This is a genomic window from Streptomyces sp. SBT349 (assembly GCF_001083795.1).
Taxonomy (GTDB): domain Bacteria; phylum Actinomycetota; class Actinomycetes; order Streptomycetales; family Streptomycetaceae; genus Streptomyces.
Window position 1 is genome coordinate 1 of record NZ_LAVK01000067.1, and the last position, 26752, is coordinate 26752.

A 26752-nucleotide genomic window follows, 5' to 3' on the forward strand; every position below is an offset into this window, starting at 1 on the left:
GTCGGGGACCGGGGGGACCACCCGGTGGTCCACGTCTCCTGGGCGGACGCGACGGCGTTCTGCGCCTGGGCGGGCGCCCGGCTGCCGACCGAGGCCGAGTGGGAGTACGCGGCGCGCGGCGGCCTGGTGGGCGCCCGCTACCCGTGGGGGGACGAGCTGACGCCGGGAGGCGAGCACCGCTGCAACATCTGGCAGGGCAGCTTCCCGTTCCGCAACACGGGCGAGGACGGCCACCTGGGCACGGCCCCGGTGGACGCCTACCGGCCCAACGGGTACGGCCTGTTCAACATGGCGGGCAACGTGTGGGAGTGGTGCGCCGACTGGTTCGGCGTGGACTGGCACCTGACCGGCCCGCGCCGCGACCCGGCCGGGCCGCCCGGCGGGGAGGCCCGCGCGATGCGCGGCGGCTCGTACATGTGCCACGCCTCCTACTGCGACCGCTACCGCGTGGCGGCGCGGAGCCGCAACACGCCGGACAGCTCGAACGGCAACGTCGGCTTCCGCTGCGCCGGATGAGGGTGGCGGGTCGTTCAGTGGACGCCTCCGGTCAGGTACCCCGTATCGGAGACGGCGATGGCGGGGAGCTCGGGCGAGAGGCGGAGCTGCTCCAGGAAGAGGACGACCGTGGCCGCGGCCGTGCGGTGCGTGATGTCGTTGAGCACGTCGTGGCGCGTTCCGGCGAGGGTGACGAGGTGGACGCCGGGGAATCCGCTGTAGACGCGGCGGGCCTCGGACAGCGGGCTGACCACGTCGTGCACGCCGTGCAGCGCCAGCACGGGCACGGTCACCCGGTCCAGGGCGGGCCCCTGCGCGGCGCCTTCGGCGGCGGGCGCGGCCAGCACGCCGCGGCGGAAGCGGCGGTCGCGGGTGAGGCGCAGGCGGTGGTGGGGACAGGTGGAGCGGAGGTCCAGCTCGGCCTCCCAGTCCTCGGCCGTCGCGCCGGTGCCGGTGGTGGGCAGGCCCGCGAGGATGAGGCCGTCGAGCCCCGGGGTGCCCGCCGCGGCCAGGGTGATCGCCTGGTGGGCCCCGGTGTCCGCGCCCAGCAGGACCCTCGGCCCCGGGCCCGCCGCCGCCATCGGCTCGGGCAGGTCGAAGGCGGCGCGGGCGGCGTCGTCCACGGCCAGGACGCGGTAGCCGTCGAAGGCCAGGCGGCGGCCGAGCCGTTCGTAGACGGCCGCGTGCTCGCCGCGTCCCGGCAGGACGACGACCGTGCCGCGGGGGGCGCTCCCCGCGGGCTGCTCCCAGAGGTGGTCCCAGAAACGGATGGCCGGCTCGGCACTCACGGCATGCCTTTCGCTGGGCCGCGCGGGGGCGTTCGCGCGACTGACGTGGACAGCGGGGGCGAGAGGATGCCGCCCGGGACGCGCCAGAGCGCGGGGCGGGGCGGCGGATGGCGGGGCGCGCGGGCGCGTCAGCCCCGGCGACAGCCCGTGGTGTTCACCAGCCCGAAGTCGACCACGCGGCGCCGGGTCAGCCACGCGGCCACGACGGCTCGGCGGCGGGGCGCCGGCCGGAGGCGCGGCGCGCTGCGGGGACCGGGCGCGGTGCGTGGCATGAACTCAGCATGACGGGCGCCGCGCCCGCGTCCAACGGTGGTTCAGCATCCGGACGCGGGTCCGGGCGGATCGCGCCGCGGACCGGGTCAGGCCCGCGGCGGGCGGCCCGTGCGGAGCATGGCCAGGACGGCCGCCTCCACGGGGCCCTGCGTGGCCGGGGTGCCGATCAGGGTGTTCGCGCCCAGCCGGTGGAGGACCGGCTCCATCGTCACGCCGTCCTCGTACAGCTCGATCACCCGCGGGTTGATGTAGGAGGCGCGGCAGACGGCCGGGGTGTTCCCCAGGTAGTCGGCCACCTCGCGGACCGCGCGGGTGATCGCCTTGCGGCGGGCCGCCTCGCCGCGCGCCGCGTGGCCCGAGACGGCGAGGCCGACGGCGGCCAGCACCGTTCCGTGCCAGGTGCGGAAGTCCTTGGCTGTGACGTCCACCCCGCCGAGCCCGCGCAGATAGGCGTTGAGCTCCTCGCCCGTGACGTCGTGCCAGGCCCGGTCCCGCCAGTAGGCGAGCAGCCGCTCACCGCCGCCGCGGCGCCGCTTGAGGGCGGTCACGGCCCGGCAGACCGCCGGGTCGATCACGGCCTGCGCCTGCTGCCGCCCGTGCTTGCCCGGGTAGGTGAACGTGACCCGCCCCTGGCCGCAGCGCACGTGCGCCCGGAGCAGGGTCGTCAGCCCGTAGGTCTGGTGCCGGTCGGTGTAGCGCTCGCTGCCGATGCGGAAGAAGCCCATGTCCAGCAGGTGCGTCGCGCTCCCCAGCACCCGGTCCACCGTCAGCCCGCGCAGCGCGAGATGGCGCCCGGCGCTCTCGCGGATGCGCGGCAGCGCCTCGGCGACGTCGAGGACGTGCGCGTGCTTGGCCTTCTCCTGCCCGGCGCGGAACTGCTCGTGGTAGAGGTATTGGCGGCGGCCCGCGGCGTCGGTGCCGACGGCCTGGAGGTGGCCGTTGGGGTGGGCGCAGATCCAGACGTCGCGCCAGGCGGGCGGGATGACCAGCGCCTTGATACGTGCCCGCGCGTCGGGGTCGGTGAGCGGACGGCCCGCCGGGTCCAGGTAGCGGAAGCCCCGGCCGTGGTGGGTGCGCAGGAAGCCGGGGTCGGTGGGCCGGGTGTGACGCAGCCTCATCGCGCGTCCGGGCCGGGCGCGGGCGGGACCGGGTGCCTCGGGGGGCCTGTCGGCTCATGCATGGACGGATGCGCTCCTCGGACGTGACCCTTCGATTCTCCCCCGGAGCCGCGATAGGAGGGGGACGTCCCTGGAACGCCGCCGCGATCGCGGTGCTCACCGTAGTCGCCGCGCCGACGGGCCGGGGCCTGACACGCGGGCGCGCGCCCTGACCGGAGGGCGCGGTCTACGGTCTCGGGCCGCGGGGGCGCGGGTCGGGCAGCGGGTGCAGTTCCACGGAGGTGAGGCGGCCCTCGGCGATCAGGGCGGTCATGAAGGTGCGGTGCGGCTGGCGCCGCCGGTCGGTCGGCGAGCCGGGGTTGAGCAGCCGCGGCCCGCCGTCGGCCGTGCTGTCCCACGGGATGTGGCTGTGCCCGAACACCAGGACGTCCAGGTCGGGGAAGCGCTCGGCGCAGCGGCGTTCGCGCCCCGCCGCCTGGCCCGTTTCATGGACGACGCCCCACCGCAGCCCGCCGAGCTCCGCGCGCGCCACCTCGGGGAGCCGGGCGCGCAGGGCGGGCCCGTCGTTGTTGCCGTGGACGGCGACGAGCCGCCGGGAGCGGCGCTCCAGCAGGTCGAGCGTGGCGACGTCCACCCAGTCGCCCGCGTGCACGACCACGTCCGCCTCGTCCACGCGCCGCAGCAGTTCCCCGGGCAGCGCCCGGGCCCGCGCGGGCACATGGGTGTCGGACATCAGCAGCAGGCGCACCCCGTGACCGTATCCGACCCCCCGGACGCGGTCGGGGTACCGCGTGCGGGCGGGTACGTCAGTAGGGGGGGCCGGTTCGGGAGTTTGGGGTGGACATGCGGAAGGACACGCCGGAGGACGCGGAGCGGTGCGCGGTCGACGAGCTGAGGAATGTGGAGTTCCCCTATCTCGACGCCTCGGGTCAGGCGTACCTGGACTACGCGGGCGCGGGGTTACCACCGCTGTCCCTGGTCACCGGGCACGCGAGGCGGGTGACGGGCGCGGTCTTCGGCAACCCGCACTCGGCGAACCCGGCCTCGCTCGCCTCGACGCGGGCCGTGGCCGAGGCGCGGGCGGCGGTGCTGTCGTTCTGCAACGCCTCGGACGAGGACTACGCGGTGGTCTTCACCGCGAACGCGACCGCCGCCGTCCGGCTGGTGGCAGAGGCACTGCCCGCCGGTGACCGCGCCCCGCTGGTGCTGCTGGCGGACAACCACAACTCCGCGCTGGGCATGCGCCGTTACGCGGTGGGGGCGGGGGCGCCCGTGGTGGTGGTGCCGCTGGACGCGGACTTCCGGGTGCGGTGGGAGGCGGTGGCCGCGTGCCTGGACGCGTTCGCGGCGGCGCACGGGCCGGGCCTGTTCGTCTACCCGGCGCAGTCGAACGCGAGCGGGGTGCGCCATCCGCTGTCCTGGGTCGGGGCCGCGCCGCCGCGTGGGCCCGCCGCAGCCGGTCCTGGGCGGGCGCCCGCCAGATGTGGCAGATGGCCAGGGCCAGGGCGTCGGCGGCGTCGGCGGGCCTGGGCGGCGCGTCGAGCCGCAGCAGTCGCGTGACCATGGCGCCGACCTGGGCCTTGTCGGCGCGACCGCTGCCGGTGACGGCGGCCTTGACCTCGCTCGGGGTGTGGAGCGCGACGGGCAGCCCGCGCCGCGCGGCGCAGAGCATGGCCACCGCGCTGGCCTGGGCGGTGCCCATGACGGTGCGCACGTTGTGCTGGCTGAACACCCGCTCCACGGCAACCGCTTCGGGGCGGTGGGCGTCCAGCCACTCCTCGATCCCGCGCTCGACGGCCAGCAGGCGGGCGGGGATCTCCGCGTCGGGCGTGGTGCGCAGCACCCCGACCGCCACCATCCGCAGCGGGCGGCCGGGCGCCCCGTCCACCACACCCACTCCGCAGCGGGTCAGGCCGGGGTCCACACCCAGTACCCGCACGGCCCCTCCCTCGATCGGCTCGTCCCCGTTCGCCTGCCGGGAAAGGCTATAGGGCACCACCGACAGTCGCCGGTGGACCGCTCCGGAACGGGGCTACGCGTCGACCTTCGCCATCACGTCGTCGGCCACGTCGAAGTTGGCGAAGACGTTCTGCACGTCGTCGCTGTCCTCCAGTGCGTCGATGAGGCGGAAGATCTTCCGGGCGCCGTCCTCGTCCAGCTCCACCTGCATCGTGGGCAGGAAGCCGGCCTCGGCCGAGTCGTAGTCGATGCCCGCGTCCTGGAGCGCGCTGCGCACGGTGACCAGGTCGCCCGCCTCGCTGACCACCTCGAACGACTCGCCCAGGTCGTTGACCTCCTCGGCGCCCGCGTCCAGCACCGCGCCCAGGACGTCGTCCTCGGAGAGGCCGGTCTTGGGGACGATCACCACGCCCTTGCGGTGGAACAGGTAGGACACCGAGCCCGGGTCGGCCATGGAGCCGCCGTTGCGGGTCATGGCGACGCGGACGTCGGAGGCGGCCCGGTTGCGGTTGTCGGTGAGGCACTCGATCAGGACGGCCACGCCGTTGGGCCCGTAGCCCTCGTACATGATCGTCTGGTAGTCGGCTCCGCCCGCCTCGAGACCGGCGCCGCGCTTGACGGCGCGGTCGATGTTGGTGTTGGGGACCGAGCTCTTCTTGGCCTTCTGGATGGCGTCGTAGAGCGTCGGGTTGCCCTCGGGGTCACCGCCGCCGGTGCGCGCCGCCACCTCGATGTTCTTGATCAGCTTCGCGAACAGCTTGCCGCGCTTGGCATCGATCACGGCCTTCTTGTGCTTGGTGGTTGCCCACTTGGAGTGGCCGGACACAGCGCTGCTCCTTCGATGTCACCAGAACTTCAGCCAGCAGTTGACCAACGTGGTGATCCTACCGGGAGCGCGCTACCTCGCCGTGCGCACCATGTCGGCGAAGAGCGCGTGGACCCGGTGGTCGCCGGTCAGCTCGGGGTGGAAGGCCGTGGCCAGCAGGCGATCCTGCCGCACCGCGACGGTGTGGCCGCCGTGCACGGCGATCGCCTCGGCCCGTGCGCCGATGGACTCCACCCAGGGGGCCCTGATGAACACGCCCTCCACGGGCCCGCCCGGCACCCCCGCCATGTCGACGGCGGCCTCGAACGACTCGTTCTGCCGCCCGAAGGCGTTACGCCGGACGATCATGTCGATGCCGCCGATGGTCTCCTGCCCCGAGCGCGGGTCGAGGATCTTGTCGGCGAGCATGATCATCCCCGCGCAGGAGCCGTAGGCGGGCATCCCGGCTCGCACCCGCTCGCGCAGCGGCTCCAGCAGCCCGAACGCGTCGGCCAGCTTGGAGATGGTGGTCGACTCGCCGCCGGGGATCACCAGTCCTTCGACCGCGGCCAGCTCCTCGGGGCGGCGCACGGTGGTGGCCCGTGCGCCGCACCCGGTGAGGGCGGCCAGGTGCTCGCGGACGTCTCCCTGGAGGGCGAGAACGCCGATGGCGGGGGAAGTCACGTGCGTACCGCTCCGTTCACCAGCCGCGGGAGGCGTAGCGCTCGCCCTCGGGCAGGGTGTCGATGTTGATGCCGACCATGGCCTCGCCGAGGCCGCGGGAGACGTCGGCGACGATCTTGGGGTCGTCGTGGAAGGTGGTGGCCTTCACGATCGCCGCGGCGCGCTTGGCGGGGTCGCCCGACTTGAAGATCCCGGAGCCGACGAACACGCCCTCGGCGCCGAGCTGTCGCATGAGCGCGGCGTCGGCGGGGGTGGCGACGCCGCCCGCGGAGAAGAGGACGACCGGCAGCTTGCCCAGCTCGGCGACCTCCCTGACCAGCTCGTAGGGGGCGCGCAGCTCCTTGGCCGCGGCGAACAGCTCGTGGTTGTCCAGGGCGCGCAGCCTGCCGATCTCGCCCCTGATCTGCCGCATGTGGCGCACGGCCTCCACCACGTTGCCCGTGCCGGCCTCGCCCTTGGAGCGGATCATGGCCGCGCCCTCGGCGATGCGGCGCAGCGCCTCGCCGAGGTTGGTCGCGCCGCAGACGAAGGGGGTGGTGAAGGACCACTTGTCGGTGTGGTTGACCTCGTCGGCGGGGGTGAGGACCTCGGACTCGTCGATGTAGTCCACGCCGAGCGCCTGGAGCACCTGGGCCTCCACGAGGTGCCCGATGCGGGACTTGGCCATCACGGGGATGGACACGGCCTCGATGATGCCGTCGATCATGTCCGGGTCGGACATGCGGGCCACGCCGCCGTCCTTGCGGATGTCCGCGGGAACGCGCTCCAGCGCCATGACGGCCACGGCGCCGGCGTCCTCGGCGATCTTCGCCTGCTCCGGCGTGACCACGTCCATGATCACGCCGCCCTTGAGCTGCTCGGCCATGCCGCGCTTGACGCGGGCGGTGCCGGTTTCCGGCGTCTGGGGGGCGTTTGATGACGTGCTGGACACGGAATCTGACCTCACTCGGCGGTATGCGGCGGAAAATAAGCTGACGAGGACCATGGTAGGACCGCCGCCGCATGCCCCGGCCGTGAGCCGGCGCCCGCCGGCGGATGCCACACCACCGATGAAACCGCGAAGTGGCCCCGGCGGGGAAGGGCCAATCGGCACCTAGTGGCCTGGACGATCGGTCCCTCCCGCCCGCTCGACCAGGGCGGTGGGCGGCTCGTCGTCCATCTCGAAGGCCAGCGGGAACGGCGCGTGCCCCGCCAGCCGGAACCAGCGCACCGTGCGGTGCCGGCGCACGGCCCGCGCCGCGCGCACCGCGTCGTTGTGGAAGCGCCTGGCCATGGGCACCCGGCGGACCGCGGCCACCAGCTCCTCGGCGCTGGCCTGCCCGCCCGGGGCGTCGAGAACCGCGCTGACCTGCGCGCTCTCGGCGAACACCGCCCGCAGCGCCTGGCTGAGCTCGCTCTCGGCGACCTCGCGCTGCTCGTCCTGCGCGAGCCGGGCCGCGTGCGCGGCCTGGTGGAGCACCATCGAGGCGGCCGGGTCGAACACCCCGGCGGTGGCGAGCTCCTGGGCGACCGAGGCGCGGCGCAGCAGTTGCGCGTCGAGCGCCGCGCGGGCCGCGTCGATGCGGGCGTGGAGCCGGTCGAGCCGCCCCGCGGTCCAGCTGAGGTAGACGGCGATCAGCAGCAGCGCCAGGACGATCCAGATGACGGTGGTCACGGCCGGTCACCCTACCGGCAGGCGCCCGGCGGCCCTCAGTCGCGGGCGAAGCCGAGGCGGCCGAGCAGCCCGACCCGGTCGTCGGGGGCCACGGCGTCCGCCCCGGCCGTCACGGTCTCGTAGACCGCCAGAATGTCGGCGCCCACGGTCGCCCAGTCGAACCGGCGCACATGGCGGCTGCCGCGTTCCCGCAGCTCCTCGCGCCGGTCCCGGTCGCCGAGCAGCCGGACGGCGGCGTCGGCGAGCGCGTCGGCGTCCTCGTTGGGGAAGAGCTCCCCGGCCGCGCCCCCGTCGAGCACCTGGGCGAACGCGTCCAGGTCGCTGGCGAGCACCGGGGCGCCCGCGGACATGGCCTCGACCAGGATGATGCCGAAGCTCTCGCCGCCGGTGTTGGGCGCGACATACAGGTCGACGCTGCGCAGCAGCCTGGCCTTGTCCTCGTCGCTGACCATGCCCAGGAAGGTGACGCGCTCCCGCGTCGCGTCGGGCAGCCCCGCCACGGCCTCCTTCTCGTCGCCCCGCCCCGCGACCAGCAGCCGGGCGTCGGGGCAGGCGTCGAGGACGCGCGGCAGGGCGCGCATGAGGACGGGGAGCCCCTTGCGGGGCTCGTCGATGCGCCCGATGAAGCCGATGGTCCGGCCCTGCCACTCGGGCTTGGGCTCGGCGTCGGCGAAGAAGCGGACGTCGACGCCGTTGGGGATGACCACCGCGTCCCCGCCCAGGTGCTCGACCAGGGTGCGGCGGGCGTACTCGCTGACCGCGACGCGGGCGCTGATCTTCTCCAGTGCCGGCTGGAGGATCGGGTAGGCGGCGATCATGGCCCGCGAGCGGGGGTTCGAGGTGTGGAACGTCGCGACGATCGGGCCGCGCGCCGCCCAGCAGGTCAGCAGGCCGAGCGAGGGCACGACGGGCTCGTGGATGTGCAGCACGCCGAAGTCGCCCTCGTGCACCCACCGCCTGACCCGGCTCGCGGAGAGCACGCCGAGGTTGACCCTGGCCACCGAGCCGTTGTACGGAACGGAGACGGCGCGCCCCGCGGAGACCACGTACGGCGGCAGCGGCGTGTCCTCGTCGGCCGGGGCCAGCACGGACACATGGTGGCCGCGCCGGATCAGGTGCTCGGCGAGGTCGCGCACGTGGAACTGGACTCCGCCGGGCACGTCCCAGGAGTAGGGGCAGACGATGCCGATCCTCATGCCGCCTCGCCTCCGGTCCTCTCGGCTCCGGTCCTCTCGGCGGTGCCGCGGTCCGGCGTGGTCTTCGCGGCCGGGCGCGGGGGCAGGTCCGCCGGCCAGAAGGGCTGGAGCATGTGCCAGTCCTCCGGGTGGGCCGCGATGCCCTCGGCGAAGCGGTCGGCCAGGGCCTGGGTCATCACCGCGGTGCGCTCGGCGCGGGTGCCGCCCTCGGGCACGGGGACCGGGGGGTGTATCCGGCCCTTCATCACCGGCGTCTCGTCGTACCACAGGGTGACGGGCAGGAGCAGCGCGCCGGTCTGCTGGGCCAGCAGCGCGGGCCCGCCGGGCATGCGCGCGGTCTCGCCGAAGAAGGTGACCTCCACGCCGGACGCCGACAGGTCCCGGTCGGCGACCAGCGCGACCAGGCCGCCGTCGCGCAGCCGCCTGGCCAGGCGGCCGAACGAGGCGGCGCCGGTGTGCGGCAGCACCTCCATGCCCAGGCTCTCGCGGTAGGCGACGAAGCGGTCGAAGAGGCGCTCGGGTCTCAGCCGCTCCACGACGGTGGCGAACTCGGTCCCCAGCCCGGTGACCAGCCACGCCCCGGCGAGGTCCCAGTTGGCCATGTGGGGCAGGGCGAGGACGACGCCGCGGTCGCTCTCCACCGCGTCGGTGAGCCGCTTGAGGTCCTCGCTGGCGAACGAGCCGCTGATCCGCTCGGGGCTCCAGACCGGCAGCCGGAAGGACTCCATCCAGTACCGCAGGTAGGAGCGCATCCCGGCGCGCGAGAGCGCGCGCAGCCGCTCGGGCTCCGCGTCGGGGACGACGCGGGAGAGGTTGGCCTCCAGGCGCCGCACCCCGGGGCCCCTGCGCCGCCAGGCGGCGTCGGCGATGCGGCGGCCCAGGGCGCGGGCGGCGGGCTCGGGCAGGCGTTTGACGGTGCTCCACCCGGCCGCGTACACCGCGTCGGCGAGCCGCTCCCTCATGCCGGTCCGCTTCCCTGCTCCTGCTCGCGGCGGCGCTCCTGCTCGCGGCTCTCCGCGTCGGCCTCGGCCGACTCCCTGCGGATGGTGACCACCCGCTGGATCAGCGTGACGAGGCTGCCGATGGCCACCACCCACAGGGCCAGGGGCAGCAGCAGGCCGATGTGCGGCACGTCGAAGGTCCGCTCCCACCCGGCGAATCCGGCGAGAACCAGCGTGATCACCAGGCGCTCGGCCCGTTCGACCAGGCCGTTGACGCGCACCGGGAGGCCGATGCTCTCGCCCCTGGCCTTGGTGTACGACACCACCTGGCCGCTGGCCAGGCAGAACAGCGTCACCGAGCAGAGCACCAGGTTGTCGCCGTTCCCGGCGTACCACAGGGCGATGCCGGTGAAGATCGCGGCGTCGGCCACGCGGTCCAGCGTGGAGTCGAGGAACGCCCCCCACCGGCTGGAGGATCCGATCTGGCGGGCCATGTTGCCGTCCACCAGGTCCGAGAAGACGAACAGGGTGATCACGACGGTGCCCCAGAAGAACTCGCCCCGGGGGTAGAAGGCCAGTGCTCCCGCCATGACTCCGGCGGTGCCGATCAGTGTCACGGCGTCCGGGGTGACCCGCATTCTCAGCAGGAAGGCGGCGAACGGCGTGAGGACACGCGTGAAGAATGCACGCGCGTACTTGTTGAGCATGGCCTTCCCAAAGGTCAGGTCGCAGCGGGCCGCCCCTGGGGCGGCCACCCGGAGCCCCATCGTAGCCACGCCGGCCGGGTGGCGGCGCGGGGCCCGGGGGATGGCGTGAAGAGGGTCATCGCGGCGGTGCGGTGCGCCGTGCGCCGTTAGGCTGGTCCGGGTAGGTGTGCCGGGCCCATGGGCAGGGAACTGCCCAGTAAGCGGCTGGTGTTCATGGCTTTGAGGACTGTGGGGGTGCCGATGTCGGCGCTGGACGACCTGAGAAGGGGGGCGGGGGTCGAGTTCGACTTCGCTCCCGGCGCGCAGGTCCCGCTGTCCGCAGCGGGAAGCGGGAAGACCGGGGTGAGCCACGCCATCGCCTCGGTGGCCTACCGGGACGTGCCCCCGGCGGACATATGCGGTCCGAATGAGGCGGCGAAGGTCAAGGCGGGGAAGTTCTCGCTCCTGGAGCCGAACCTGGGCGAGGCATTCACGCGCGCCGTCGAGGTCCGCATGCTCGGCGACGGGCGCAAGCCCATCGTGCAGTCCTTCGGCGCCGAGCCGCAGACAGTGGTCGAGCACAGCCTGGCGGCCAAGCGGATCCGCAAGCAGCGCGACCGGCGGCTGACGATCATCATGATCGTCTTCGGGCTGCTCTTCCTGCCCGGGGTCCTGATATGGCTCGGGCTCTTCCAGCTGCGCCGCACGATCGCCGGCGCGCAGGACCGGCGCGCGGGCGCGTTCGGCATGGCGGCGCTCGTGCTCGTCGCCGTACTGGCCGTCTTCCTGGTGCTGCGCCTGCCCGTCTCCGGCGTGCTCCAGCTCTACGTGTGGAGCATGCTGCCCGCGCCGATCATCGGGTGGTACTGGGCCAAGCAGATCTGCGAGCGCACCGCGAAGAACCTGCGGGCGCACTGGACGGACCTGCTGGGCGGCGGCGGAGGGGGCGCGGTCATCCCCGAGGCGGTCCCGCAGAACCCGAACGACGCCGAGGCCGAGCGGCTGCGCGTGGGCCTGGCCAAGCTGGCGGCCGAGCAGAACAGCAATCTGATCCACTACGCCGGCACCGACGGGATACTCGGCATAGGGGTGCGCTGGGGCAGCTGGCAGCTCGCCGAGGAGTTGCGCCCCAAGGACCCCAAGCGCGAGATCGACCCGTTCCGCAGCTGGGACGTGGCTCGCGCGATGGGCGACCAGCTGAGGATGCTGGAGCGCGGCCCGCTCCACACCGGCGGCTTCCCCGCCCCCTCGATAACGCACTGGGTGGTCCGGCACGTGGGCAACGGCGCGGACGCCATCTCACGGCCGGAGGGGCCCAACAGCGAGGGCTACAGCTTCAGCGCCATCGAGGTCCAGCGGATCTGCAACGAGCAGCAGTTCAACAGCGGCGACCGGCACTACCTCGGCGTCCAGTTCGTCCTGTGGGACGGCGAGCTGGTGATCACGATGATGATCACCGTCACGGTGCTGCACCACACGCTGCGGATCGAGGTGACCGCGCACGCCCTCGGGCCGATCCACGGCTTCTTCCGCAAGGGCCCGGACACCAAGAAGAAGAAGATCCGCAGCGCCTCGAAGCCCTGGAAGATGGAGGAGCAGCCGCTCCCCCTGGTCGATGCCAAGGAAGTGGTGCGGCTGGCCGCGCGCGCCCCCCTGACCTGGTTCCCCGCCCAACTGGACAAGTACGGCGGGACGTTGAGCCTGCCGGAGCCGTTCGGCCTGCGGCACACCTGGGCGACCAAGCCGTGGAAGCACCGCTTCATGGCGGACGACGCGCTGCGCGCGGCGACGCCGGTGCTGCGCGTGGCGCACGCGGCGGCGGTGAGGGTGCTCGACGAGCACGGCGTGGACGTCTCGGCGTTCGAGAGCAGGTCGCAGGTGCTCGGCGGTGCGGTCCAGGGCGCCGAGCCGCGGAAGGCCGACGAGTACAACATGTGACGCGCGGCGGCCCGCCACCGGGCGGGCCCCGCGGCCGTCAGGCGGGCCAGGCCCCGGCGAGCATCCGCCGGGTGTCGGCGAGCAGCTGCGGCAGGACCTTGGTGTGCCCGACGACGGGCATGAAGTTGGCGTCGCCGCCCCACCGCGGCACCACGTGCTGGTGGAGGTGGGGGGCGATGCCCGCGCCCGCGGCCGAGCCCTGGTTCATCCCGATGTTGAAGCCGTGCGCCCCCGAGGCGGTGCGGATCGCCGTCATCGCGCGCTTGGTCAGCTCGCCGAGCTCCGCGGTCTCCGCCTCGTGCAGGTCGGTGTAGTCGGCGACATGGCGGTAGGGCACCACCAGCAGATGGCCGCTGTTGTACGGGTACAGGTTGAGCACCGCGTAGGTGACCTCGCCGCGGGCGAGGATCAGCCCGTCCTCGTCGCTCTTGCCGGGAATCACGCAGAACGGGCAGCCGTCACCCGCGCCCTCACCGGTCGGCTTCCCCTCACCCTGGATGTAGGCCATCCGGTGGGGTGTCCAGAGGCGTTGGAACGCGTCCGGTGTCCCCACCCCGATCTGCTGCTCCGGCTCGCTGCTCATGGCGGCCAGCATATGGCGTCACGGCCACGGCCCGGCGGGCGGACCTGGGGGCCGCGAGGTCCCGGGGCACGGCCCCGGGACCGGGGGCTCACACCTGGACGCGGCGGGCGACGGCGTCGGCGATCTCGTCCAGCGCCTGGTCGCGGGGGATGCCGTTCTTCTGGGAGCCGTCGCGGTAGCGGAAGCTCACCGCGCCCTGGGCGACGTCGTCGTCCCCGGCGATGACCATGAACGGGATCTTCTGCTTCTGGGCGTTACGGATCTTCTTCTGCATGCGGTCGGCCGAGGCGTCGACCTCCATCCGCAGGCCGCGGCCCTTCGCCTCGGCCGCGAACTCCCCCAGGTAGGAGACGTGCGGGTCCCCGATCGGGATGCCGACGGCCTGCACCGGCGCGAGCCACGGCGGAAAGACGCCCGCGTAGTGCTCGAGCAGGACCGCGAAGAACCGCTCGATCGAGCCGAACAGCGCGCGGTGGAGCATCACCGGTGTCTGCCGCGACCCGTCCGCCGCGGTGTATTCGAGCGCGAAACGCTTCGGCTGCTGGAAGTCGACCTGGATGGTGGACATTTGCCAGGTGCGGCCGATGGCGTCCTTGGCCTGGACCGAAATCTTGGGCCCGTAGTAGGCCGCGCCCCCCGGGTCCATGACGAGTTCGAGGCCCTGCTTGCCCGCGGCCCGGCGCAGCGCCTCGGTGGCCTCGGCCCACTCCTGCGGCTCGCCGATGAACTTGTCCGAGTCACCGCGGGTGGACAGCTCCAGGTAGAACTCGCTCAGGCCGTAGTCGCGCAGCAGGTTCAGCACGAAGGTGAGCAGGGTGTCCAGCTCGTCCGGCATCTGCTCCTTGGTGCAGTAGATGTGCGCGTCGTCCTGGGTGAAGCCGCGGGTACGGGTGAGTCCGTGCACCACGCCCGACTTCTCGTACCGGTAGACCGTGCCGAACTCGAAAAGCCGGAGCGGCAATTCCCGGTACGACCGCCCACGCGCCCTGAAAATCAGGTTGTGCAGGGGGCAGTTCATCGCCTTGAGGTAATAATCCTGCCCCTCGAATTGGATGGGCGGGAACATCGAATCGGCGTAGTGCGGCAAATGCCCCGAGGTCTCGAAGAGGTGCGCCTTGGTGATGTGCGGCGTGTTGACGAATTCGTAGTCCGCCTCTTCGTGGCGGCGTCGCGAGTAGTCCTCCATCACCCGCCGGATGACGCCGCCCTTGGGGTGGAAGACGGCAAGGCCGGAGCCCAGCTCCTCGGGAATGGAGAAGAGGTCCAGCTCGGAGCCGAGCTTGCGGTGGTCGCGCTTCTCGGCCTCGGCGAGGAACGCCAGGTGTGCCTTGAGCTCGTCGCGACTGGGCCAGGCCGTGCCGTAGATGCGCTGGAGCTGCGGATTGCGCTCGCTGCCGCGCCAGTAGGCGGCCGCCGTGCGCATCAGCCTGAACGCCGGGATCATCCGGGTGGTCGGCAGGTGCGGTCCGCGGCACAGGTCCTTCCAGCAGACCTCGCCCGAGGAGGGGTCGAGGTTGTCGTAGATGGTCAGCTCTCCCGAGCCGACCTCGGCGTCCGCGCCCTCGGCCGACTCGGCGGCGGCGCCCTTGAGGCCGATCAGCTCCAGCTTGTAGGGCTCGTCGGCCAGTTCCTCCCTGGCCTCGGAGTCGGTGACCACCCGGCGCGAGAAGCGCTGGCCCTGCTTCTGGATCTGCTGCATGCGCTTCTCGATGCGGCCCAGGTCGTCCGGGTGGAACGGCTGGTCGACGTCGAAGTCGTAGTAGAACCCGTTCCGCACGGGGGGCCCGATGCCGAGCCTGGCCTCGGGGAAGAGCTCCTGCACGGCCTGGGCCATGACATGCGCCGTGGAGTGCCGCAGGATGTCGAGGCCATCGGGAGAGTCGATCGCGACCGGCTCGACCTCGTCGGCGTCCACGACGGCGTAGGCCAGGTCCTTCAACTCCCCGCCCACGCGGGCCGCGACGACCGACCGCTCGCCCTCGAAGAGCGCGGCGGCCGTCGTGCCCGTGGCCACCACGCGTTCTTCCCGCTCGGAATCGCGTTTGATGATCACACGGACGTCTGACACCGGACTCTCCTGACTCGTGACATGCGGACGCGGCCCACGGCCGCGCGAGGGGCATCGTACCGAGGGCCACGGGCCCACCGCGAAACAGCAAAGGGCGAGGCAGCACGCGGAAGAGACGAGGCCACCCCCGTCCTACGCCTCCGGCGGACTCCCACGGCCATCAGCCCCGTTGACACCACGGCAACCACCCCACGCGGGCCGCCACGAGGCGAAGCCGAGCAGAAACAACAAGACCGACACAGCCCCACGCCCCCCACGGACACGCGTCGACCACGGCCCGTCGACACCACAGCAACCACCCCACGCGGGCCGCCACGAGGCGAAGCCGAGCAGAAACAACAAGACCGACACAGCCCCACGCCCCCCACGGACACGCGTCGGCCTCGGCCCGTCGACACCACAGCAACCACCCCACAGGGGCCGCGGGTGGCGAAGCCCCCGCCGCGAGGCGAAGCCGAGCAAAAACGACAAGACCGACACAGGTCCGCGCTTTCCGCGGACATGCGTCGGCCTCGGTCTTGTGGGCGATACTGGGATCGAACCAGTGACCTCTTCGGTGTGAACGAAGCGCTCTCCCGCTGAGCTAATCGCCCGGGGCCGCTCGCCGCGGCACGGGAAGAACCATACCGTGTGGATCAGCCGTCATCCAAATGAACTCCCAACCAGGCGCGCAGACCTCGCAGTCCGGCCCGCATCATCAGCGCGTGGTTGGCCGCGAACAGCGGCCCCAGCGGCCGGGTCAGCCGACGCAGCACCGGCTTGCGCAGCGCGGTGTCCTGCTCCCAGGCCACGCGTGCGCCGGGGCCGCGCGGGGTGACGGTCCAGCGCAGCCGGCCGTCCAGATCGCCGGTGAGCGCGAGATCGAGCACGCGGGCCTCCTCGTCGCGGCGGGCCTCCGTCACGCCCACGCGCAGCTCGAACGGGAGGACCGAGCGGAAGCGGCAGACGCCGGCGTCGGGCCCCGTCCTGGTGACCTCGCGCACCTGGGGCCACCACCGCGGGTAGTCGTCGGGGCACACCAGAACGCCGAAGACCTTCTCCGGTGGCGCGGCCACCCGCCAGTCACCCTGGAATCGGAATCTCTTTCCCGGCCGGTCGGCGATCACGTTATCTCCTGCTATAGCCCATATCACGGCTCCTCCATTGGAATGACGTTAATGGCCATAATTAGGGCAGAGGGGTTTACAACCGACGCGTACGTGGCATCTCGATTTGGCCGACGTGCGAATCCCCGAGCGCACACTGAGCGAAAGGCCCTGGCGCTTATGAACACCACGGTCAGCTGCGAGCTGCACCTGCGCCTCGTCGTATCGAGCGAGTCATCACTTCCTGTACCCGCGGGGCTGCGGTATGACACGGCGGACCCGTACGCCGTACACGCCACGTTTCACACCGGAGCCGAAGAAACCGTCGAATGGGTTTTCGCCCGAGATCTGCTGGCCGAAGGGCTCCACCGCCCGACGGGCACCGGCGATGTCCGGGTGTGGCCCTCCCGGAGCCATGGTCAGGGGGTCGTCTGCATCGCCCTGAGCTCACCCGAGGGTGAGGCACTGCTCGAGGCTCCGGCCCGCGCCCTCGAATCCTTCCTCAAGCGGACGGACGCCGCCGTTCCACCGGGCACCGAACACCGGCACTTCGACCTCGATACCGAGCTCTCACACATCCTCGCCGAGAGTTAGAGACCCGCCGGTCCCTCACGCCGTCTGAACTCGGGGCGACGGCGCGGGACCGGCGTTGGGCACAGCGCGGACGCCGCCGCGGCTTCACCGCCGCGGCGGCGTCGGCGTGTCCGGCACCGACTAGAGTCACCCCATCGTTGCCCCGTGCGACCTCCGGGAGCTCTCGGTGCTGATCAATCACGACACCCGGTGCGCGCTCGACCACACGGTCGACCTGCTGAACACCGCGGCGGAAGACGCCCACGACGCGCTCGCGGACGTCGAGGGGCTGCGCGCGTTCGTGGCCGGGCACGCCGTCAGCGAGGTGCGGATCGACCGGCTGGGCGCGGCGGACCTGGGCGCGGTGCGGGCGGTGCGCGAACGGTTCGCCGACATCTTCGCCGCCCCCTCCGACCGCGCCGCCGCCGAGCTGATCAACACCCTGGTCGCGGCGGCGGGGACCACCCCGCGGCTGACCGACCACGACGGCCACGACTGGCACGTGCACTACTTCTCCCCCGGCGCCTCGGTCGCCGACCACCTCGCCGCGGACTGCGGCATGGCGCTGGGCTTCATGGTGGTGGCCGGCGAACGCGAGCGGCTTCGGCGATGCGGCGCACCGGGGTGCGGCCGGGCGTTCGTGGACCTCTCGCGCAACCGCTCACGCCGGTACTGCTCCAGCCGCACCTGCGGGAACCGGCTGCACGTGGCGGCGTACCGGGCCAGGCGGCGGGAGTCCTGAGGGAGGTCCTCCCCGGCGTCACAGCAGGAAGTGATCGTGCAGCCCCGCGAGGAGCAGCAGGGCGCCGATGACCGTCAGGAAGAGCATCAGCGGCGGCTGGGACAGCGCGAACAGACAGCCGCGGCGCTCGGCGGCGGGGGCGTGTTCCTGCGGAGCGGCCGGCTGCGGCCGGCTGGTGGAGGGGGGAGCCTGCTCCCCGGTGATGTGGGCCATGTCGCGGTGATCATGACGCAGCCGGGGTGCGCTCCGCGATCAACAGGTCTTCTTTGGCGGGTGATGTGGTGAATGTCAGCCGCCAGGGTGCCAACGTGTGCTAGATTCCGTGCTTTTTCAGGATGGCTTCGATGTCGGAGAAGTCATCGACGCCGCCGGAACCGCTCTTCCCCTTCGCCTTGGGGAGCGAAGGAGTGGAACGGGATGCGCGCGCCGCCCGGGGAGCGCCCGCCTCCTCCGCGGGCGCCGACGCGGCCCCCGCGCCACGTCCGCGCCCCTCGGCCAGACGGCCGGAGAGGAACAGCAGGACGGCACAGGCCAGCACGCCGAAGCCCGCCCAGGCCACCGGGTTGAAGGTCATGTTGACCACGAATCGCACCACACCGGTCATCGCGAGGCCGACGGGCAGGAGGGCGATCGCGGCGGTCCGCAGGGCGAGCGCGTACCGGCGGCGGCGCGCCACCAGGAAGGAGATGCCGAGCCCCGCGGCGGATAGAAGGGTACAGACAGTGCCGATCAGCATCTTTCCATCCTGCCGCGCCGTTCCGGGGAAGGCCATGGCCCCGGCCCGGGATCAGGGGGATTTCGGGGTGGAAGACTGGGGTCATGAACGAAACGACCGGCCGCCGCGCCGTGCTGGACGTGTGGTGTGACCTCCAGTGCCCCGACTGTCACCGTGCGGAGTCCGATCTGCGCGCCCTGAGCGAGCGGTTCGGGGACGCCCTGGAGATCAGGCGCAGGCACTTCCCGCTGGGCGGCCACGCGCACGCGCTCGCGGCGGCACAGGCCGCCGAGGAGGCCCACGCCCAGGGCCGGGGGGACGCGTACTGGACGGCGCTGCTGGCCAGGACGGGCGACCTCGGCGCGCGCGGGACCCCGGTGCTGCTCGAGGTGGCCAAGGAGCTGGGGCTCGACGCCGACGAGGTGGACACCGCGCTGGTCGACGGGCGGCACATGCTGATGGTCGACGCCGATCAGGCCGAGGGCGAGGCGCTCGGCGTCACGGGCACGCCCACGTATCTGATCGGCGGCCACCGGCTGGACGGCGGCGCGAGCCAGGAGGGGCTCCGGGAGCGCATCGCCGAGATCGCCGATTCCCTGCTCGCTCAGCCGAGCGACTTGTAGAGGTGGCGCTCCGCGACCCGGTAGCCGAGTGAGTCGTACAGGCGCAGGGCCGGGGCGTTGGTGGCGGAGACGTGCAGGCCCAGGAGGCGCCCGCCGGCCTCGTGCGTGAGGCGTTCGGCCTCCCGCATCAGCGCACGTCCGTGGCCCCGGCCCCGGTGGCCCTCGTCCACCTCGACCGAGAAGACATAGGCGTCGGCGCCGTCCGGCAGCCCGCCGGCCGCGGTGGAGACCCAGAGGGAGCCGACGTCGGCGCGGCCGTCGAGCAGGATCCGCACCGTCGTGTGTTCCGTGCCGAGCCCGTCCGGCAGCAGGCGCGCGTGGCCCTCGGCGACCTGCGCGACGGCCGCCTGGCGCGCGACGCCGTGCTCGGTCAGGCTGCGGACGGCCTGCTCGCGCACGCCGTCCGCCCACCGCGGGTACTCGGCCTCGGTGAGGGGGCGGACGCCCTGCCCCTCGGGGAGCGCCGGGGGGCGGTCGGGCAGGTGCTTGATCATGCTGCGACTGCGCTCGGTGAAGCCGAGCGCCCCCGCGAGCTCCAGTGCGCCGTCCGTCCCGGCGGGGACGGAGGCGGAGACCTCGCGGCAGCCGTGGGTGCGCAGCACCTCCTCGGCGGCCAGCACGGCGACGGTCGCCCTGCCGCGGCGGCGGTCACCGGGGGCGATCTCCAGATGCGTGATCCGGCCGGTGACCCCGACGGCTCCGGGGTGGACGGTGAGGCGCAGGGCGCCGGCGAGGCGGCCGTTGACCCGGACGTCGAACGGCAGGGTGCCGACGCCGTCCGGCCCCTTCTCCTCGGGCCCCGCGGGGCGCAGTGTCGTGGTCATCGGCAGATGCCTACCCAGACCACCGCCCGGCGAGCCACCGGTTTTCCCCGATCCCCGCGGAGGGGCGGCGCCGCTCAGGGATCGATGTCGGCGGCGGCGCGCTCGCGGAAGGTGCGCAGGGCCTCGGTCGTCACCGGGCCCGGGGCGCCGCCGAGTTCGTGGTCGTCGACGCGGCGCACGGCCTGGACGTCGCGCGCGGTGGAGGTGAGGAAGACCTCGTCGGCCTCGCGCAGGCACTCCATGGGCAGCTCGGTCTCCTTGGCGCCGCACCACTCGGCCACCAGCGCCCGCGTGACGCCGGCCAGGGCGCCGGTGGACAGCGGCGGCGTGTGGAGCTCGCCGTCGAGGACCACGAACACGTTGCTCCCGGTGCCCTCGCAGAGCAGGCCCGTGTTGTTGGCGAACAGCGCCTCGGAGGCGGCCCCCTGACGGGCGCGGGCCAGGGCGAGGACGTTCTCCGCGTAGGAGGTGGTCTTCAGCCCGGCCAGGGCGCCCCGCTCGTTGCGCGTCCAGGGGACGGTGATGACGGCGGTGCTGTCGGGGCGGCGGGCCATCTCGCCGTGCGCGACGAGGAGGGTGGGCGGCGCCTGGCCCCGGTCGGAGCCGAGCGGCCCGACGCCGCCGGTGTAGGTGACGCGCAGCCGCCCCAGCGGCAGCGGGACGGCCTCGACGACCGCGGCGCACGCGCGGCGCACCTCGTCGGCGTCCGGCTCCGGGAGGCCGAGTCCCGCGGCGGAGACGGCCAGCCGGTCCAGGTGCCTCGTCAGGGCGAAGGGCCGGCCGGCCTCCGTCTTCAGCGTCTCGAACACCCCGTCGCCCACGGTCAGTCCGTGGTCGAAGACGGAGACCCGCGCGCTGTCGGCGTCACGCAGCTCACCGTCCAGCCAGATCAGCGTCATGTCGGATCCCTTCCAGCTCACTCGGCTGCCCTCCCATAGACGCTACCCCGATGGGGCCGCGACCCTTCGGCCCCGTCGAGCGGGCCCGGGGATACCGAGTTTGAGCTGAGAGTCGGATCCGCTAAAGTTCATGACGTCCCCGGGTCACGGAAGTGGCGGCGGAGACAAGAATGCGGACGTAGCTCAGTTGGTAGAGCACCACCTTGCCAAGGTGGGGGTCGCGAGTTCGAGTCTCGTCGTCCGCTCGAAGGGGGCCTGCCCCCATCCGGTGGAGTGGCCGAGAGGCGAGGCAACGGCCTGCAAAGCCGTCTACACGGGTTCAAATCCCGTCTCCACCTCGGACGATTAGCTCAGCGGGAGAGCGCTTCCCTGACACGGAAGAGGTCACTGGTTCAATCCCAGTATCGTCCACGGGGTCCGCGAGGACCCGCCCTCGGGGCTTCGGCGCCGGGACCCGCGCGATTAGCTCAGCGGGAGAGCGCTTCCCTGACACGGAAGAGGTCACTGGTTCAATCCCAGTATCGCGCACCACCTCAGAGGCCGGAGAGCTCACGCTCTCCGGCCTCTCTTTCACGTGGTGCCCAGGGCAGCTCCCCAGCTGCCCTGGGCCCATAGCCGTCCGCCTCCCCCCGTCCCCACGGGGTTGTCAGCCGGTGTCCCCGACCCGGGCCGCTCTCCCGGGTCCGGGGCGCCGCTCAGCGCCCCAGCATGCCGGCCACGGACGACGCCTGGATGACGACGGCTTCGACGCCGCCGATCACCACGGCCAGGACGATGGCCAGCGGCAGCACCATGGCTGTCGCGACCAAGGGGTGGCGCCGCTCGGGCCGGGGGGTCCCGGTCCGTACCGCTGTGCGTGCCATCTCTCCGCTCCTGTCGTGGGGTTGGGGCGGCGGGCGGGTGACCTCGGGGGACGAGTGCTGCGCCCGCCGCTTGACCCATACATTAGGCGCGCGGGACCTTCCGGGACGTCAGCCCGGCGTACTGACCTGGGGGCCTCCCGCAGGATGAGACGGGCGTGACCGGGCTACTCCCCAGGGTGGACACCCGGGTACGGAAGGCGAGGGTTTTCCCCCAGGGGGCGTCCGGGGTCCTTCGGCGGGAGTGCGCGTGCGGGGTGTGCGCGCGGCCTTCTCGCTGCTCGGGCCGCACAGTCCGTAAGCTGTGGCCCATCACAAGCACGGGGCAGCGAGGTGGACATGGCGATGATGCGGCTCCGGCGCGAGGACCCGCGAGTCGTCGGAGCGTTCCGGCTCCACCGGCGGCTCGGAGCGGGCGGCATGGGGGTGGTCTACCTCGGCTCCGACCGGCGGGGGCAGCGCGTGGCGCTCAAGGTCATCAGACCCGATCTCGCGGAGGACCAGGAGTTCCGCTCGCGGTTCGCGCGGGAGGTCTCCGCGGCCCGGCGGATCAGGGGCGGCTGCACGGCCCGGCTGGTGGCCGCCGATCTCGACGCCACGCGGCCGTGGTTCGCCACCCAGTACGTGCCGGGTCCCTCGCTGCACGACAAGGTGATGGAGCACGGGCCGCTCTCGGCCGCCGAGACGGCGGCGGTCGGCGCCGCGCTGGCCGAGGGCCTGGTCGCCGTGCACGAGGCCGGGGTGGTGCACCGGGATCTGAAGCCGTCCAACATCCTGCTGTCGCCCAAGGGCCCGCGGATCATCGACTTCGGCATCGCCTGGTCCACGGGCGCCAGCACGCTGACGCACGTGGGCACCGCGGTGGGCTCCCCCGGGTTCCTGGCCCCCGAGCAGGTGCGGGGGCAGCCGGTGGCCCCGGCCACGGACGTGTTCTCGCTGGGCGCCACGCTGGCCTACGCGGCGCTCGGCGACTCCCCGTTCGGGCAGGGCAGTTCCGAGGTCATGCTCTACCGGGTGGTGCACGAGGAGCCGCAACTGCGCGGGGTGCCCGCCGCGCTGGCGCCGCTGCTGCGCACCTGCCTGGCCAAGTCGCCGAAGGAGCGGCCGAGTACGCTCCAGCTCTCGCTGCGGCTGAAGGAGATCGCCGCCCGGGAGGCGCGCGGCGCCGGGCAGGCGACCGCGTCCACAAGCCGTCCCCGCTCCCCCGCGCCGGCGCGCGCGCCGGGGCCGAGGCGCCCGGCCGAGCCCTCCGGGACGCGTCCGCGCCCCTCGGGGCGCCAGCGGCGGCCGGTGGACAGGAAGCTGCTGAGGCAGCGCCTGGTCGTCTTCGTCACGGTGACGCTGATGGTCACGCTGGGCATCGCCGCGGCGCAGGGGTGCCAGGGCCCCATGTGAGCCGATCCCCCGCGCCGGCGCCCTGCCCTCGGCCCCCTGGTCAGCGGGTGAGGGCGTAGCAGGCGACGGCGGCGGCCGCGGCGACGTTGAGGGAGTCGATGCCGTGCGCCATCGGGATGCGCACGCGCGCGTCGGCCGCGGCCAGGGCACGCGGCGTCAGGCCGTCGCCCTCGGCTCCCAGCATCAGCGCCACGCGTGCGCCGGGCGCCTCGGGGACGGCGGTGGCGATGTCCTCGGCGCGCTCCTCCGGGGTCAGCGCCAGCAGGCGGAAGCCGGCCTCCCGCACCGTGTCCAGGCCCCCCGGCCACCCGTCGAGACGGGCGTAGGGCAGCGAGAACACCGCGCCCATCGACACCTTGACCGAGCGGCGGTAGAGGGGGTCGGCGCAGTCCGGCGACAGGAGCACCGCGTCCATGCCCAGGGCCGCCGCGCAGCGGAAGACGGCGCCCACATTGGTGTGGTCGTTGACGGCCTCCAGGACCACCAGGCGCCGCGCGGTGGCCAGCAGTTCGGCCGGCTCCGGCAGCGGGGTGCGGCGCATGGCGGCGAGCGCCCCGCGGTGGACGTGGTACCCGGTGACCCGCTCGGCGAGCGCGGGGCTCACCAGGTAGACCGGGGCGGTGGCGCGTTCCACCAGGTCGGCCATGGTGTCGGCCCAGCGCGGGGTGAGCAGCATCGACCGCATCGGGTAACCGGCGCGCAGGGCACGGCGGATGACCTTCTCGCCCTCGGCCATGAAGAGCCCCTCGGCCGGTTCGCGGCGCCGCCGCAGGGCCACGTCGGTCAGCGCGGTGTAGTCGCCGAGCCTGGGGTCGTCGGGGTCCTCGACGGTGACGGCGCCGGTCACCGGGCCGCCACCACGTCGCCGACGACGATGACGGCGGGCGGGCGCACGCCCTCCTCCTCGATGCGGCGCGCGACGGTGGCCAGGGTGGCGTCCACGCGGCGCTGGGCGGAGGTGGTGCCCTCCTGGACCACGGCGACCGGGGTGTCGCCGGGGCGGCCGTGCCCGACGAGGGTGGCGGCGATCTCGCCCATGCGCTCCACGGCCATCAGCAGCACGAGGGTGCCGCGCAGCGCCGCCAGCGCGGGCCAGTCGACCAGGGAACGGGGGTCGCCCGGCGCCACGTGCCCGCTCACCACGGTGAACTCGTGGGCGACGCCCCGGTGGGTGACGGGGATCCCCGCGGCGGCGGGCACGCTGATGGCGCTGGTGACGCCGGGCACGACGGTCACCGCGATGCCCGCCTCGGCCAGCGCGAGGGCCTCCTCCTTGCCGCGGCCGAAGACATAGGGGTCGCCGCCCTTGAGGCGGACCACGGACCGGCCCGCCTTGGCGTGCTCGATCAGCGCCTCGTTGATCGCCTCCTGGGCCATGCCGCGGCCGTAGGGGATCTTGGCCGCGTCGATGACCTCGACGTGCGGCGGCAGTTCGTCCAGGAGATCGCGGGGGCCCAGGCGGTCGGCGATCACCACGTCGGCCTCGGCGAGCAGCCGCCGGCCGCGCACCGTGATCAGGTCGGGGTCGCCGGGACCGCCGCCCACCAGGGCGACGCCCGGGACGCGGCCGCGGTGGCGGGGGGCGGTGAGGGTGCCGTCGCGCAGCCCCTCGACCACGGCGTCCCTGACGGCGGCGGAACGACGCGGGTCGCGGCCGGTGAGCACGGCGACGGTGACGCCGTCGCTGCGCCCGGTGGCGGGCGTCCAGGCGGTGGCGGCCTCGGCGTCGTCGCTGCGCACGCACCACACGCGGCGCTCCTCCGCCTCGGCGGAGGCGGCGGCGTTGACCTCGGGGTCGTCGGTGGCGATCAGCACGTACCAGGCGCCGTCGAGGTCGCCGGGGCGGTAGGGGCGGCGGGCCCAGCTCAGCTCGCCCGCGTCGGCCATGGCCTGCACGGACGGCGTGACCGCGGGGGCGATCAGCCGGATGTCGGCGCCCGCGGCCAGCAGGGCGGGCAGCCGCCGCTGGGCGACCGTGCCGCCGCCGAGTACCAGGACGCGGCGGCCGGTCAGCCGCAGGCCGACGGGGTAGGCGGGGTGGTGGGACATCGGGGGTGCGGACTCCTCGCGGGCGGAAGGGGCATGCCGAACGCGGGTGCGACGTCCGGCGGCCCGCTCAGCCTAGTTCTTGTCGGTCACCCCGGCCGAGTCGAAGGTCGCCACCTCGCGCATCGCCCGTGCCGCGCTCTGCACCACGGGGAGGGCGAGCAGGGCTCCCGTGCCCTCGCCGAGCCGCAGGTCGAGGTCGACCAGGGGGCGCAGGCCGAGCGCGGTGAGCGCGGCCTGGTGGCCGGGCTCGGCGCTGCGGTGGCCCGCGATGCAGACGGAGACGGCCTCGGGGGCGATGGCGCGGGCCGCCAGGGCGGCGGCGCCCGCGCTGACCCCGTCCAGGATCACCGGGACGCGCAGGGAGGCGCCGCCGAGGATCAGGCCGGTCAGGGCCGCGTGTTCGAGGCCGCCGACCGCGGCCAGGACGCCGAGGGGGTCGGTGGCGTCCGGCTCGTGGCGCTGGAGGGCGCGGCGGACCACGTCGACCTTCCTGGCGTGGGTCTCGTCGTCGATGCCGGTGCCGCGCCCGGTGACGTCGGCGGGCTCCGCATCGGTGAAGACGGCGACGAGGGCGGCGGAGACGGTGGTGTTGGCGATGCCCATCTCGCCGGTGAGGAGGGCGCGGTTGCCCGCGGCGACCAGGTCGCGGGCCGTCTCGATGCCCACCTCGATGGCGCGCAGGGCCTCCTCGCGGGTCATGGCCTGGCCCTCGGTGATGTCGCCGGTGCCGGGCCTCACCTTGCGGGGCAGCAGCCCCGAGGTGGCGGGCAACTCGCCCCTGACGCCGACGTCGATCACGCAGACCTCGGCTCCGACCTGGGCGGCGAACGCGTTGCAGACGGCTCCCCCGCCCAGGAAGTTCGCCACCATCTGGGCGGTGACCTCCTGGGGCCAGGGGGTCACGCCCTGGGCGTGGACACCGTGGTCACCGGCGAAGACGGCGACGGCCGCCGGCTCGGGGACGGGCGGCGGGCAGCTGCGGGAGAGGCCGCACAGCTGCGCCGAGATGACCTCCAGCGCGCCGAGGGCTCCGGCGGGCTTGGTCATCCGCTTCTGCCGCTCCCACGCCTCGCCGAGCGCCTGGGCGTCCAGCGGCCTGATCTCGGACAGTGTCTCGCTGAGCAGGTCGTGCGGCTCGGAGCCGGGGAGGGCGCGGCGGCCGTACGCCTCCTCGTGGACGACCCAGGACAGGGGGCGGCGCCGGGGGGCGCCCTGGGCCCCGGCCTCCGCCTCCTCCGGGAACGCGTCGACGTAGCCGACGCAGAGGTAGGCGACGACCTCCAGGTGCTCGGGGAGGTCGAGGGCGCGGGCCAGCTCGCGCTCGTCGAAGAAGCTGATCCAGCCGACGCCGAGCCCTTCGGCGCGGGCGGCGAGCCAGAGGTTCTCCACGGCGAGGGCCGAGGAGTAGGGCGCCGTCTGCGGCTGGGTGGGGCGGCCGAACGTGTGCCGGCCGCCGCGGGTGGGGTCGGCGGTGACGACGATGCTGACCGGGGCGTCGAGGACGGCCTCGACCTTCAGCTCCCTGAATTGGCGGGCGCGGGCCTTGGGCAGCGAGGTGGCGTACGCCTCGCGCTGCCGCTGCACCAGCTCGTGGACGGCCGAACGGGTCTCCCGGGAGCGGATGATCAGGAAGTCCCAGGGCTGGGAGAGGCCGACGCTCGGCGCCGTGTGGGCGGCCTGGAGAACGCGCAGCAGCACCTCGTGCGGGATGGGGTCGGCGCGGAAGCCGTCGCGGATGTCGCGGCGTTCGCGCATGAGGCGGTGGACGGCCTCGCGCTCGGACTCGGGGTAGCCGGGGG

Annotated in this window: 27 protein-coding genes, 5 tRNA genes and 2 pseudogenes; 11 read left to right on the forward strand and 23 right to left on the reverse strand. The window is 73.5% G+C overall.

Annotated features, from left to right (window positions below):
* On the forward strand, positions 1-516 hold a 516-nt coding region (locus ADY01_RS11155), incomplete at its 5' end, for a formylglycine-generating enzyme family protein (protein ID WP_049569990.1).
* 14 nt (positions 517-530) lie between these two features.
* Here the strand turns inward: ADY01_RS11155 and ADY01_RS11160 are convergent.
* The 3 genes from ADY01_RS11160 to ADY01_RS11170 form a co-directional block, all read right to left on the reverse strand.
* Positions 531-1283 carry an alpha/beta hydrolase gene (locus ADY01_RS11160; RefSeq protein WP_049569996.1) on the reverse strand — a complete coding sequence of 251 codons (753 nt, stop codon included), beginning with the start codon at positions 1281-1283 and terminating at the stop codon, positions 531-533.
* Positions 1284-1642: 359 nt separating this feature from the next.
* On the reverse strand, positions 1643-2674 hold the full coding sequence (locus tag ADY01_RS11165) for a DNA topoisomerase IB (protein ID WP_049570000.1): 1032 nt from the start codon (positions 2672-2674) through the stop codon (positions 1643-1645).
* Between the two features lie 226 nt (positions 2675-2900).
* Positions 2901-3422 carry a metallophosphoesterase family protein gene (locus tag ADY01_RS11170; protein WP_049570003.1) on the reverse strand — a complete coding sequence of 174 codons (522 nt, stop codon included), beginning with the start codon at positions 3420-3422 and terminating at the stop codon, positions 2901-2903.
* Between the two features lie 95 nt (positions 3423-3517).
* Here ADY01_RS11170 and ADY01_RS40475 point away from each other — a divergent pair.
* Positions 3518-4042, forward strand: a pseudogene (locus ADY01_RS40475) (aminotransferase class V-fold PLP-dependent enzyme); the annotation flags it as partial.
* Here ADY01_RS40475 and ruvC read toward each other — a convergent pair.
* The 8 genes and pseudogenes from ruvC to pgsA all read right to left on the reverse strand — a co-directional run.
* A pseudogene (ruvC, locus tag ADY01_RS40480) lies at positions 4005-4613 on the reverse strand (crossover junction endodeoxyribonuclease RuvC); the annotation flags it as partial. The pseudogenes ADY01_RS40475 and ruvC sit on opposite strands and share 38 nt — an antisense overlap.
* A 93-nt stretch (positions 4614-4706) precedes the next feature.
* Positions 4707-5459, reverse strand: a complete 753-nt coding sequence (locus tag ADY01_RS11185) for a YebC/PmpR family DNA-binding transcriptional regulator (protein WP_049570007.1) — start codon at positions 5457-5459, stop codon at positions 4707-4709.
* Between the two features lie 72 nt (positions 5460-5531).
* Positions 5532-6122 (reverse strand): pyridoxal 5'-phosphate synthase glutaminase subunit PdxT, encoded by a 591-nt coding sequence (pdxT, locus tag ADY01_RS11190; protein WP_049570010.1) that lies wholly within the window; start codon positions 6120-6122, stop codon positions 5532-5534.
* Between the two features lie 16 nt (positions 6123-6138).
* Positions 6139-6987 carry a pyridoxal 5'-phosphate synthase lyase subunit PdxS gene (pdxS, locus tag ADY01_RS11195; RefSeq protein WP_234320179.1) on the reverse strand — a complete coding sequence of 283 codons (849 nt, stop codon included), beginning with the start codon at positions 6985-6987 and terminating at the stop codon, positions 6139-6141.
* 228 nt (positions 6988-7215) lie between these two features.
* Complete coding sequence (locus ADY01_RS11200) at positions 7216-7776, reverse strand: hypothetical protein (protein WP_049570015.1); 561 nt, start codon at positions 7774-7776, stop codon at positions 7216-7218.
* A 35-nt stretch (positions 7777-7811) separates the two neighbouring features.
* On the reverse strand, positions 7812-8972 hold the full coding sequence (locus ADY01_RS11205; RefSeq protein ID WP_049570018.1) for a glycosyltransferase family 4 protein: 1161 nt from the start codon (positions 8970-8972) through the stop codon (positions 7812-7814).
* A complete protein-coding gene (locus ADY01_RS11210; RefSeq protein ID WP_049570021.1) occupies positions 8969-9934 on the reverse strand; it encodes a phosphatidylinositol mannoside acyltransferase in 966 nt (321 codons plus the stop codon). The genes ADY01_RS11205 and ADY01_RS11210 overlap by 4 nt, the downstream gene beginning before the upstream one ends.
* Complete coding sequence (pgsA, locus tag ADY01_RS11215; RefSeq protein ID WP_078900198.1) at positions 9931-10680, reverse strand: phosphatidylinositol phosphate synthase; 750 nt, start codon at positions 10678-10680, stop codon at positions 9931-9933. The genes ADY01_RS11210 and pgsA overlap by 4 nt, the downstream gene beginning before the upstream one ends.
* Before the next feature lie 180 nt (positions 10681-10860).
* On the opposite strand from pgsA, the gene ADY01_RS11220 reads away from it, so the two are divergent.
* A complete protein-coding gene (locus ADY01_RS11220) occupies positions 10861-12537 on the forward strand; it encodes a hypothetical protein (protein ID WP_049570027.1) in 1677 nt (558 codons plus the stop codon).
* Between the two features lie 37 nt (positions 12538-12574).
* On the opposite strand, the gene ADY01_RS11225 is transcribed toward ADY01_RS11220, so the two are convergent.
* The 4 genes from ADY01_RS11225 to ADY01_RS11240 form a co-directional block, all read right to left on the reverse strand.
* Positions 12575-13132, reverse strand: coding sequence for an HIT family protein (locus ADY01_RS11225; protein ID WP_049570028.1), 558 nt, complete (start codon positions 13130-13132; stop codon positions 12575-12577).
* A gap of 76 nt (positions 13133-13208) precedes the next feature.
* Positions 13209-15188 (reverse strand): threonine--tRNA ligase, encoded by a 1980-nt coding sequence (gene thrS, locus ADY01_RS11230; RefSeq protein ID WP_049570031.1) that lies wholly within the window; start codon positions 15186-15188, stop codon positions 13209-13211.
* Positions 15189-15709: 521 nt separating this feature from the next.
* Positions 15710-15781: transfer RNA gene (locus ADY01_RS11235), tRNA-Val, on the reverse strand.
* A gap of 42 nt (positions 15782-15823) precedes the next feature.
* Positions 15824-16321, reverse strand: a complete 498-nt coding sequence (locus ADY01_RS11240) for an SRPBCC family protein (RefSeq protein WP_420715633.1) — start codon at positions 16319-16321, stop codon at positions 15824-15826.
* A 132-nt stretch (positions 16322-16453) separates the two neighbouring features.
* On the opposite strand from ADY01_RS11240, the gene ADY01_RS11245 reads away from it, so the two are divergent.
* Entirely contained in the window at positions 16454-16867 is a 414-nt protein-coding gene (locus ADY01_RS11245; protein ID WP_003959770.1) for an SsgA family sporulation/cell division regulator, read from the forward strand.
* A gap of 166 nt (positions 16868-17033) precedes the next feature.
* The gene (locus ADY01_RS11250) at positions 17034-17588 is read left to right on the forward strand and encodes a CGNR zinc finger domain-containing protein (RefSeq protein WP_049570038.1); all 555 of its coding nucleotides are present in this window, start codon (positions 17034-17036) and stop codon (positions 17586-17588) included.
* An 18-nt stretch (positions 17589-17606) separates the two neighbouring features.
* Here the strand turns inward: ADY01_RS11250 and ADY01_RS11255 are convergent, their stop codons facing one another.
* Both ADY01_RS11255 and ADY01_RS11260 read right to left on the reverse strand, forming a co-directional pair.
* Complete coding sequence (locus ADY01_RS11255) at positions 17607-17801, reverse strand: hypothetical protein (protein ID WP_049570041.1); 195 nt, start codon at positions 17799-17801, stop codon at positions 17607-17609.
* 100 nt (positions 17802-17901) lie between these two features.
* Positions 17902-18360 (reverse strand): hypothetical protein, encoded by a 459-nt coding sequence (locus tag ADY01_RS11260; protein WP_234320178.1) that lies wholly within the window; start codon positions 18358-18360, stop codon positions 17902-17904.
* A 47-nt stretch (positions 18361-18407) separates the two neighbouring features.
* Here ADY01_RS11260 and ADY01_RS11265 point away from each other — a divergent pair, with 47 nt between their 5' ends.
* A complete protein-coding gene (locus ADY01_RS11265) occupies positions 18408-18926 on the forward strand; it encodes a DsbA family protein (protein ID WP_049570047.1) in 519 nt (172 codons plus the stop codon).
* Here ADY01_RS11265 and ADY01_RS11270 read toward each other — a convergent pair.
* Positions 18908-19750 carry a GNAT family N-acetyltransferase gene (locus ADY01_RS11270; protein ID WP_049570050.1) on the reverse strand — a complete coding sequence of 281 codons (843 nt, stop codon included), beginning with the start codon at positions 19748-19750 and terminating at the stop codon, positions 18908-18910. The genes ADY01_RS11265 and ADY01_RS11270 overlap by 19 nt on opposite strands.
* 74 nt (positions 19751-19824) lie before the next feature.
* Entirely contained in the window at positions 19825-20649 is an 825-nt protein-coding gene (locus tag ADY01_RS11275) for an aminotransferase class IV (protein ID WP_049570053.1), read from the reverse strand.
* Between the two features lie 172 nt (positions 20650-20821).
* Here ADY01_RS11275 and ADY01_RS11280 point away from each other — a divergent pair.
* The 4 genes from ADY01_RS11280 (at position 20822) to ADY01_RS11295 (ending at position 21180) form a co-directional block, all read left to right on the forward strand.
* Positions 20822-20894, forward strand: a tRNA-Gly gene (locus tag ADY01_RS11280).
* A 22-nt stretch (positions 20895-20916) separates the two neighbouring features.
* Positions 20917-20987: transfer RNA gene (locus ADY01_RS11285), tRNA-Cys, on the forward strand.
* A gap of 1 nt (position 20988) precedes the next feature.
* Positions 20989-21060: transfer RNA gene (locus ADY01_RS11290), tRNA-Val, on the forward strand.
* Positions 21061-21105: 45 nt separating this feature from the next.
* Positions 21106-21180, forward strand: a tRNA-Val gene (locus ADY01_RS11295).
* A gap of 164 nt (positions 21181-21344) precedes the next feature.
* Here ADY01_RS11295 and ADY01_RS39745 read toward each other — a convergent pair.
* A complete protein-coding gene (locus ADY01_RS39745; protein ID WP_199826211.1) occupies positions 21345-21512 on the reverse strand; it encodes a hypothetical protein in 168 nt (55 codons plus the stop codon).
* Between the two features lie 336 nt (positions 21513-21848).
* Between ADY01_RS39745 and ADY01_RS11300 the strand changes: the two genes are divergently transcribed.
* Positions 21849-22904, forward strand: a complete 1056-nt coding sequence (locus ADY01_RS11300) for a serine/threonine-protein kinase (protein ID WP_049570056.1) — start codon at positions 21849-21851, stop codon at positions 22902-22904.
* Positions 22905-22944: 40 nt separating this feature from the next.
* On the opposite strand, the gene ADY01_RS11305 is transcribed toward ADY01_RS11300, so the two are convergent.
* From ADY01_RS11305 to cobT, 3 genes are all read right to left on the reverse strand, one after another.
* A complete protein-coding gene (locus ADY01_RS11305) occupies positions 22945-23751 on the reverse strand; it encodes a TrmH family RNA methyltransferase (protein ID WP_049570061.1) in 807 nt (268 codons plus the stop codon).
* On the reverse strand, positions 23748-24953 hold the full coding sequence (gene cobA / locus ADY01_RS11310) for a uroporphyrinogen-III C-methyltransferase (protein ID WP_049570065.1): 1206 nt from the start codon (positions 24951-24953) through the stop codon (positions 23748-23750). Before cobA ends, ADY01_RS11305 begins: the two co-directional genes overlap by 4 nt.
* Before the next feature lie 72 nt (positions 24954-25025).
* Positions 25026-26752 (reverse strand): nicotinate-nucleotide--dimethylbenzimidazole phosphoribosyltransferase (gene cobT, locus ADY01_RS11315; RefSeq protein WP_049570068.1); only part of this gene is annotated, 1727 nt, incomplete at its 5' end.